The 3,891-nt window shown below is 38.4% G+C and carries 4 protein-coding genes; all 4 read right to left on the reverse strand.

From position 1 onward, the window contains the following. Positions 1-1,032: DegT/DnrJ/EryC1/StrS family aminotransferase (locus CXF78_RS14050; protein ID WP_102037149.1), on the reverse strand; the 1,032-nt coding region annotated here is incomplete at its 3' end. Positions 1,033-1,040: 8 nt separating this feature from the next. Continuing rightward, complete coding sequence (locus CXF78_RS14055; RefSeq protein ID WP_102037150.1) at positions 1,041-1,622, reverse strand: acyltransferase; 582 nt, start codon at positions 1,620-1,622, stop codon at positions 1,041-1,043. Positions 1,623-1,624: 2 nt separating this feature from the next. Continuing rightward, positions 1,625-2,581 (reverse strand): Gfo/Idh/MocA family oxidoreductase, encoded by a 957-nt coding sequence (locus tag CXF78_RS14060; RefSeq protein ID WP_102037151.1) that lies wholly within the window; start codon positions 2,579-2,581, stop codon positions 1,625-1,627. 14 nt (positions 2,582-2,595) lie between these two features. Then, positions 2,596-3,876 (reverse strand): Vi polysaccharide biosynthesis UDP-N-acetylglucosamine C-6 dehydrogenase TviB, encoded by a 1,281-nt coding sequence (gene tviB / locus CXF78_RS14065; RefSeq protein WP_102037152.1) that lies wholly within the window; start codon positions 3,874-3,876, stop codon positions 2,596-2,598. Between the last annotated feature and the right edge of the window lie 15 nt (positions 3,877-3,891).

Genomic DNA, 3,891 nt, shown 5'->3' on the forward strand with positions numbered 1-3,891 from the left:
TTCAGCTATCGGGAAATCACCATTTAGATATCCTAACTCAATAAATGCAGTTTGCTGATGCATACACGTACCATAATATATCATCGTGGGTATACTCTGATCTTTATATACAATCATATCCGCATCGCGATCCTTTGAAACCAATGTATACTGAGCCCATGAGCTTACATAACCATCAGGAACTTGCGGGGTTTGGTATTTCGCTGACAGTGTTTTTTCATAGTTATAAGCCGCTTTGTTGCGTTTAATTAGCTCACTTGGAAATTCAGCTAACTTTTCAAGCAATATTGCTGCTTGAATGGTGTCTAATCGGCTATTCATGCCAATACGCACGTTGTCGTATTTATCTTTGCCTTTACCATGAACACGATATGATTTCAACAACTCGGCATATTCATCACTATTAGTAAAAATTGCACCTCCATCACCATAACAGCCGAGAGGTTTCGCAGGGAAAAAGCTAGTTGTTGCTATATCACCAAAAGATCCAGCACGTTTTAAGTTACCTTCAGCATCACATATAGAACCACCAAAACCTTGTGCAGCATCTTCTACAAGCTTTAGGTTATACTTATCAGCTAGCTTTTGAATTTCTGGATAGTTGGCAGGTAAGCCAAATAAATCTACGGCGATAATAGCTTTAGGGGTTAAATTCCCTTCTGCGATTGTTGCTTGAATACGCTTTTCAAGATCTATAGGACAAATATTGAATGTTGCCTCATCTGAATCGACAAATACTGGTGTGGCACCTTCATAAGCAATAACTTCTGCGGTTGCAAAAAAGGTAAAGGTTGGGCAAAAAACCGCATCGCCTGGTTTTATATCAAGCACCATCATTGCAAGGGTTAATGCATCAGTACCGTTAGCACAAGTAATGACGTGTTTAACGCCTACGTAATTTGCAAGCTCTTGTTCAAGCTCTTGTACTTCTGGCCCCATGATATAATGGCCATGGTCTAATACCGTTTGAATGCGTTGATCAATTTTAGTTTTCAAGTGTTGGTACTGTGCGGCTAAGTCTATAAATTGCATGTAAATGATTACTCTTTAATTAATGACAAGGTTGAACCTGAAAGCTGATAAATATCGCCGGTATGTTGACACTTCTCAGTCCCCTCGCCGGTTAACGGTATATTAAGTTGCTCACCGTATTTACTTATCCAACCTATTTGCTTGGCCGGTACGCCGACCATTAAAGCAAATGCAGGGACGTCTTTATTAATAACGGCCCCTGCACCAACAAGTGAGTAATCACCAATAACAACACCACACACAATTGTACAATTAGCACCTAGGGTGGCACCTTTTTTAACTAAGGTGTCACGATACTCTTTTTTTCGCTCAATAAACGAACGTGGATTATACACATTGGTAAATACCATACTTGGTCCACAAAACACGTCATCTTCAATATGAACATTATCGTAAACTGAGACGTTATTTTGTATTTTAACATTATGACCAATAGTGACTTTATTACCAATAAACACATTTTGGCCTAATGAACAGCCATCACCAATTTGAGCACCACTACACACGTGCACAAAATGCCAAACACGGGTGTCGTTGCCTATTTTTGCACCTTCATCAACAATAGCGCTTTCATGTACATGGTAGTTCATTGTTATAGGACCTTTGTCAGCAATGGGTGGGCTTTACTACCCGCATTAACAACTGGCATTTCGCGGATTTTTTCTACGGTTTCAATCGCGACACGATTTTCATCAATACCAAAACCATTACCTGCCAAGATATTTTGATAACTTTGAGTATGTAAATCGGTAAAACCACCTGAGAACTCAAGTTCTTCAGTATTATTACCGTCGTTGATTGTAATACTACGATACGTGAGCTTTTCACCCTTAACAGCATTATCAGGTAAATTGTTGGCATCGATTGATAAAAACCATTTAACCCGTGCACGTTCATATTCAAGGTAGCCGCTAGAGGTTTTTTCATCTCTAAAGTGAACTTCATTATGCTTAAGTTTACCAAAAATAAAATGTAGCATATCGTAAAAATGTACCCCAATATTGGTCGCAACGCCACCGGACTTGTGATCAAAACCTTTCCAAGACTTCATGTACCATTTACCACGGGATGTCATGTAGGTTAAATCAACATCAAAAATTTTATCTGCCGGTGCAGCCGCCACTTTGTCTTTTAATGCAATAATAGAAGGATGCAACCTTAGTTGCAGAATAGAGTTAACACTTGCGCCATATTTTTCTTCGTATTCTTTTAAAATATCCATGTCAGCAGAATGCAGTACCAATGGTTTTTCACAAATAACATCAATACCATTTTTTAATGCATACTTCATGTGCGGGGCATGTAAATAATTAGGGCTACAAATCGCTATATAATCAAGTTTTTGGCCTCTCATTGCACAGTCTTCAACAAATGCGGTAAAGTCTTCAAACTCGGTAAAAAACTCAGCATCAGGAAAATGACTATCCATGATGCCGACTGAATCATTAATATCCATTGCAACTAAAAGATTATGGCCGGTTTCTTTAATGGCTTTTAAATGACGTGGGGCTATATAACCGGATGCGCCAATAAGTGCAAAATTTTTCATTTTAAAATCCTTGTTTATAATCTGATGTCTGAATCTTTAGGACCAAAAACATGCTTTACATCGTAAAGAACATGCTTACTTTTACCTAGTTTGCGAATGGCTTCGACACCCATTTTTTTAAATTCGCTGTGATCGACTGCTAACACTATCCCGTCATAATGATTTTCTGTTAATGAATTGATTAATGAAAGGCCATATTCATGCTCAACTTCTTCAGGGTTTGCCCAGCCATCATAAACATCAACACTCATATTAAAGTCTTTTAACTCGCTAACAATGTCGATAATTTTAGTGTTGCGTACATCAGGACAGTCACCTTTAAAGGTAAAGCCAAGTACCAGTACTTTAGCCTCGTCAACATGGATTTTTTGGCTGGCTATTTTTTTAACCAGCTGAGTAGCAACATATTCACCCATGCCATCGTTAATACGGCGTCCAGCCAGAATAACTTCAGGGCGGTAACCGACCTCTTGGGCTTTATGGGTTAAGTAATACGGGTCAACACTAATACAATGACCGCCCACTAAACCTGGTTTGAATTTTAAAAAGTTCCATTTAGTGCCAGCAGCGTTGAGTACTTCTTCAGTATCGATGCCTAAACGATTAAATATTTTGGCAAACTCATTAATAATGGCAATATTTAAATCACGCTGAGTGTTCTCAATCACTTTAGCCGCTTCAGCCACTTTTATTGACCCCGCCAAGTGAGTGCCTGCAGTGATAATAGAGCCGTATAGATTGTTGACAAACTGACCTACCTCAAGTGTTGAACCTGAAGTTATTTTCATTATCTTAGTAAGAGTATTGACTTTATCACCCGGATTAATCCGTTCTGGTGAATAGCCAGCAAAAAAGTCTTGATTAAATACTAATCCAGAAACTTTTTCGATAATTGGTAGGCAGACTTCTTCTGTCGCACCGGGATATACCGTTGACTCATATATAACAACATCACCTTTTTTAACAAACTCACCCAATAATTCAGATGCTTTACGCAGTGGTGTTAAGTCTGGTGCATTACTGTCATCAATAGGGGTTGGCACTGTTACAATGTAAACATTGCAATCAGCTAAATCTTGTTTATTACAAGAGAAACGTAATTGTTTTATATCAGCCAGTTCTTGGTCACTTACTTCTAATGTAGAATCATGACCGTTTTCTAATGCTTGTACACGTGACTGATTAATGTCGAAACCCAATACAGGGAATTTTTTACCAAATTCTACAGCTAAAGGAAGGCCCACATAACCCAAGCCGATAATGCCAATTTTTAAATCCTTTAATGAATCGTGCATATTTATACTCTCTGT

The organism is Shewanella sp. 11B5 (assembly GCF_002836795.1).
Lineage (GTDB): Bacteria > Pseudomonadota > Gammaproteobacteria > Enterobacterales > Shewanellaceae > Shewanella > Shewanella frigidimarina.

Excerpts from the sequence above, each read along its gene's own strand:
- CXF78_RS14055 (WP_102037150.1), bottom strand. The coding sequence starts at position 1,622 with ATGAACTACCATGTACATGAAAGCGCTATTGTTGATGAAGGTGCAAAA.
- CXF78_RS14060 (WP_102037151.1), bottom strand. The coding sequence starts at position 2,581 with ATGAAAAATTTTGCACTTATTGGCGCATCCGGTTATATAGCCCCACGT.
- tviB (WP_102037152.1), bottom strand. The coding sequence starts at position 3,876 with ATGCACGATTCATTAAAGGATTTAAAAATTGGCATTATCGGCTTGGGT.